Source organism: Neisseria sp. P0009.S007 (genome assembly GCF_051962515.1).
The window spans coordinates 1-3,964 of sequence record NZ_JBQCVF010000148.1; the positions used below are offsets into that span (position 1 = coordinate 1).

6 protein-coding genes are annotated in these 3,964 nt (G+C 45.6%); 3 read left to right on the forward strand and 3 right to left on the reverse strand.

Annotated features, from left to right (window positions below; genetic code table 11):
- Both ACTHS3_RS10615 and ACTHS3_RS10620 read left to right on the forward strand, forming a co-directional pair.
- The coding region (locus ACTHS3_RS10615) for a class I tRNA ligase family protein (RefSeq protein WP_440367929.1) at window positions 1-1,191 on the forward strand (1,191 nt) is incomplete at its 5' end.
- Between the two features lie 305 nt (window positions 1,192-1,496).
- Window positions 1,497-1,871, forward strand: a complete 375-nt coding sequence (locus ACTHS3_RS10620) for a DUF5071 domain-containing protein (protein WP_004520105.1) — start codon at window positions 1,497-1,499, stop codon at window positions 1,869-1,871.
- A 218-nt stretch (window positions 1,872-2,089) separates the two neighbouring features.
- Here the strand turns inward: ACTHS3_RS10620 and ACTHS3_RS10625 are convergent, their stop codons facing one another.
- From ACTHS3_RS10625 to ACTHS3_RS10635, 3 genes are all read right to left on the reverse strand, one after another.
- Complete coding sequence (locus ACTHS3_RS10625) at window positions 2,090-2,482, reverse strand: MliC family protein (RefSeq protein WP_049348337.1); 393 nt, start codon at window positions 2,480-2,482, stop codon at window positions 2,090-2,092.
- Window positions 2,483-2,721: 239 nt separating this feature from the next.
- Entirely contained in the window at window positions 2,722-2,847 is a 126-nt protein-coding gene (gene ykgO, locus ACTHS3_RS10630; protein ID WP_003685279.1) for a type B 50S ribosomal protein L36, read from the reverse strand.
- Window positions 2,847-3,122: a type B 50S ribosomal protein L31 gene (locus ACTHS3_RS10635; protein WP_049328620.1), complete on the reverse strand. Its 276-nt coding sequence runs from the start codon at window positions 3,120-3,122 to the stop codon at window positions 2,847-2,849. Before ACTHS3_RS10635 ends, ykgO begins: the two co-directional genes overlap by 1 nt.
- A 173-nt stretch (window positions 3,123-3,295) precedes the next feature.
- Here ACTHS3_RS10635 and ACTHS3_RS10640 point away from each other — a divergent pair.
- Window positions 3,296-3,964, forward strand: a 669-nt coding sequence (locus tag ACTHS3_RS10640) for a potassium transporter TrkG (protein WP_440367930.1), incomplete at its 3' end; no start/stop codon positions are given.

Consider the following 3,964-nt stretch of genomic DNA (forward strand, 5'->3'; position numbering starts at 1 on the left):
ATGGACGTATGGTTCGACTCCGGCTCGACCCATTATTCCGTCTTGAAACAACGCGAAGAATTGGAATGGCCGGCTGATTTGTACCTTGAAGGCAGCGACCAACACCGCGGCTGGTTCCAATCGTCCATGCTGACTGGTTGCGCCTCATCAATGGGTCGTGCACCATACAAACAGCTGCTGACCCACGGTTTCGTGGTTGACCAAAACGGCCGCAAAATGTCGAAATCCATCGGCAACGTCGTCGCGCCGCAAGAAGTTTACAACGAATTCGGCGCAGACATCCTGCGTCTGTGGGCGGCATCTACCGATTACAGCGGTGAATTGGCGATTTCCAAAGAAATCCTCAAACGCGTTACTGAAAGCTACCGTCGTATCCGCAACACTTTGAGCTTCCTGTTTGCCAACCTCAGCGACTTCAATCCTATTGAAGATGCCGTGCAACAGGCAGATATGGTGGAAATCGACCGCTACGCCTTAGTGTTGGCGCGCCAGTTGCAAGAGCGTCTGGCAGGCGATTACTATCCACGCTATGCCTTCCATTTTGCCGTAAAAGACATTGTTTCTTTCTGTTCGGAAGACTTGGGCGCGTTCTACCTCGATATCCTGAAAGACCGCCTCTACACCACCAAAGCAGACAGCCATGCACGCCGCAGCGCCCAAACTGCCTTGTATCACATCACACGCAGTTTGGTTCTGCTGATTGCGCCGATTTTGTGCTTTACCGGTGAGGAAGCATGGGACATCATTGGTGGTGGCGAAGAAGACAGCGTCCTTTTCCACACATGGCATGAGTTCCCACCAATCAATGAAAAAGCCGAAGCCGAATTGGTGAAAAAATGGACGGCAATCCGAGAAGCACGCGAAGCAGTAACCGCCGCCATCGAGCCTCTGCGTACGGATAAAACCGTCGGTTCTTCATTGCAAGCCGAAACCGAAATTACCGCTCCTGAAGAAATTGCCGACTATCTGAACACTTTGGGCGAAGAATTGCGTTTTGCTTTGCTGGTGTCTAAAGCAGAAGTGAAAGTAGGTGATGAACTTGCTGTAACCGCTAAAGCCAGCGATGGTGAAAAATGCGAACGCTGCTGGCACTACACCCACGATGTAGGCGCAGTTGCAGGCCATGAAACCATCTGTAAACGTTGTGCCGACAACGTTGACGGTAAAGGCGAAGAAAGACATTACGCTTAATTATTTGGTCTAAGATAAAGGCCGTCTGAAAACTTTGGTAATAGGTTTTCAGACGGCCTTTGTTTATTGAATCTGTTTTGTATAGCGAATAGATTTTGAAGGGTAATTGGGATTTGTGATTTAGGTAAAATGCAGGATAGGGTTTCAAGTTATTGCAGGGTAGGAGTTTAATTGCACAAAATAACTCTTACTTCAGAGAAAATTTGTTGAGGATACAGGAATGACGAATAATCATTTGTCTAGAATTGAGATCAATCATTACAATTCTGTATTCGTAAGTCTTTAATAAAGCAATGAGGTATCCTATGCGCCCTAAAGATAAGTTTGACATCAAGGCTTGCAAAAAAATTAAGGACTGCAACGATGAGGAATTAATTGAGATGGGGGAGTGGCTCTCAGGATGGTTGGGAGATGCGAACTTTCCTGTTTTTAGTGAAATTGTCGAAATCTTTGTAGAACGACAAGACACATTACTTCCATTCGTTTCAAATATTTTTTACTCAAATGATAGTATATGCATTTATTGGGTTTTACTTGAACTCTATCCAAAATTATCCTATCAAAACCAAGTAGCCTTAGCCATTGATTTGGAACATTGTCTTCATAATATTTCAGAAAAATTAATTTTGGATGAAGATGATGAAAACCTTAAAGAAATCTTGGAAAAAGTTTTAAATTAAGGTAGATATATATTTAATGATTTTGAAATAATGCATTGTCGGAGAAGATACCTTTTAAAGGGTCTTACTTATCCGTGGAGTATGGACGTATTTTGAACCTTCAAATAGCCTCATATTTGCATTTTATCCTTAAACGGAAATTTCGTTTTATCCAATATGAAAGGCCATCTGAAACAAGTTTTCAGACGGCCTTTAGCTATTCTATTGCTAAGTAGAAATTAGCGTGCAGAGCAAGAAGTTTCTACTTTGTTGCCGTATGGGTCAGTGAAGCCGAAGAATGCTTCGCTGCCTTTTTGATGCCATTCAGCGCCTTTGCCGAACAGGCCTTGGTTGGCAACATAGCGTTCGCCTGAACCTGCAACGGCAGAAGACAGGGTGGCAACTTTGTCGTCAAGGCGTAATTCAACTTGATCGGTGCTCAGGTTGCGGACTTGTACAGACAGACCGTTTTCGCAGCTGAATGATTGAACACGGGCATCATGATCGTGTGCACGGCCGTGGTCATGATTGTGCTCGTGACGGTGACCATGGTCATGTTGATGGGCTTCGGGTGCGGCACAGGCAGCGAGACTCATGGCGGCGGCAATTGCGAGCAGGGCTTTTACTTTCATTTTTGACTCCTATGGTCAGTGTTGAAGGAAGAATGTAGCGGCATGTTATAAATATCTTTATGGCTTCACAATAGGGATAACCATTATTTACTTTTCTTCCTGTTTCCGGGAGTATGGCAGGATTCTTTGTAGTTTTGATATGAATGATTAATGCCGTTTGAAAAAAAGCCGCACTTGCGCTAGAGGTAAACGAAAGTGCGGAAAATTCAGAGAGTTACATTGAAATATGGGTTGGCCGTTTAACGTTGGCGTGCTTTAAAGCGGGGGTTGCTCTTGCAAATGACGTACACTTTGCCTTTTCTGCGGACAATTTGGCAGTCGCGGTGTCGTTTTTTTGCAGTTTTTAGGGATGAGAGGACTTGCATCATTTATCCTTTCTGAAGGAAGACATCATGGATTGGTAACGTTGGTTGAACTTGCTGGCGCGGCCTTCGATATTGACATTGCGTTGTTTGCCTGTGTATACGGGGTGGGACGCGGAAGAGGTATCAAGAGAGAAGAGGGGATACTCTACTCCGTCTTTCCAAACCATGGTTTTTCCGTGGGTATTGGCACATGAACGGATGAGCCATCCTTGGTCTGCGCCGCTGTCGTAAAACAGGACGGTACGATAGTTGTCTGGGTGGATATCGGGTTTCATTTCTTTCTCCAGCTAGTGTTATGGTATAACATTATACTCTTAGAAAAAAAGCAGGCAAGTGTTTTTTGGTTTTTCTTTATCACGGGGTTGCGGCATTTTGATAAAATATGCTGTTTCAGACGGCCTTTTTTTCATGAGGCCGTCTGAATATTTTGTTTTCTGATGATAGGGATATGATGTATTTGTATAAGGGTTTCAGATTGGGTGGTGCGGTAAGCAAGGTGATGCCGATTGTCCATGTATTGTCCAAGCTGGGGCTGTTGTTTTCACTGCTGTTGGCTGTGCCGACACTGATGTCGTATTTTTATCACGACAGTGCGTTTTTCGTGTTTGCCTACACGGCTTTGACGGTATTGTTGGTGTCGTGCGTTACTTGGGTGCTGACTTTGCGTTTCAACCGTGAATTGCGGCCGCGTGACGGATTTACCCTGGTATTGATGCTGTGGCTGGCCTTTGCCGTCGTGGCGGCGATGCCGATTTATTTCTATATGCCGTCCATGAGTTTCACCGATGCGTTTTTTGAAGCGATGTCGGGGCTGACGACAACGGGGGCAACAGTGATTTCCGGCTTGGATACTCTGGATCCGTCGGTAAATTTTTGGCGGCACATGCTCAACTGGCTTGGCGGTATGGGTATTATCGTGCTGGCTGTGGCGATTTTGCCGATGTTGGGCGTGGGGGGGACGCAGCTTTTCAAAGCGGAAATTCCGGGTATGGATAAAGAAAGTAAGATGGCGCCCCGCATTTCGCAAGTGGCCAAACGGTTATGGTTTGCCTATGCGCTGACAACTGCTGCGGCTTTTGTATCCTTACATATTGCCGGTATGGGTTGGTTTGATGCC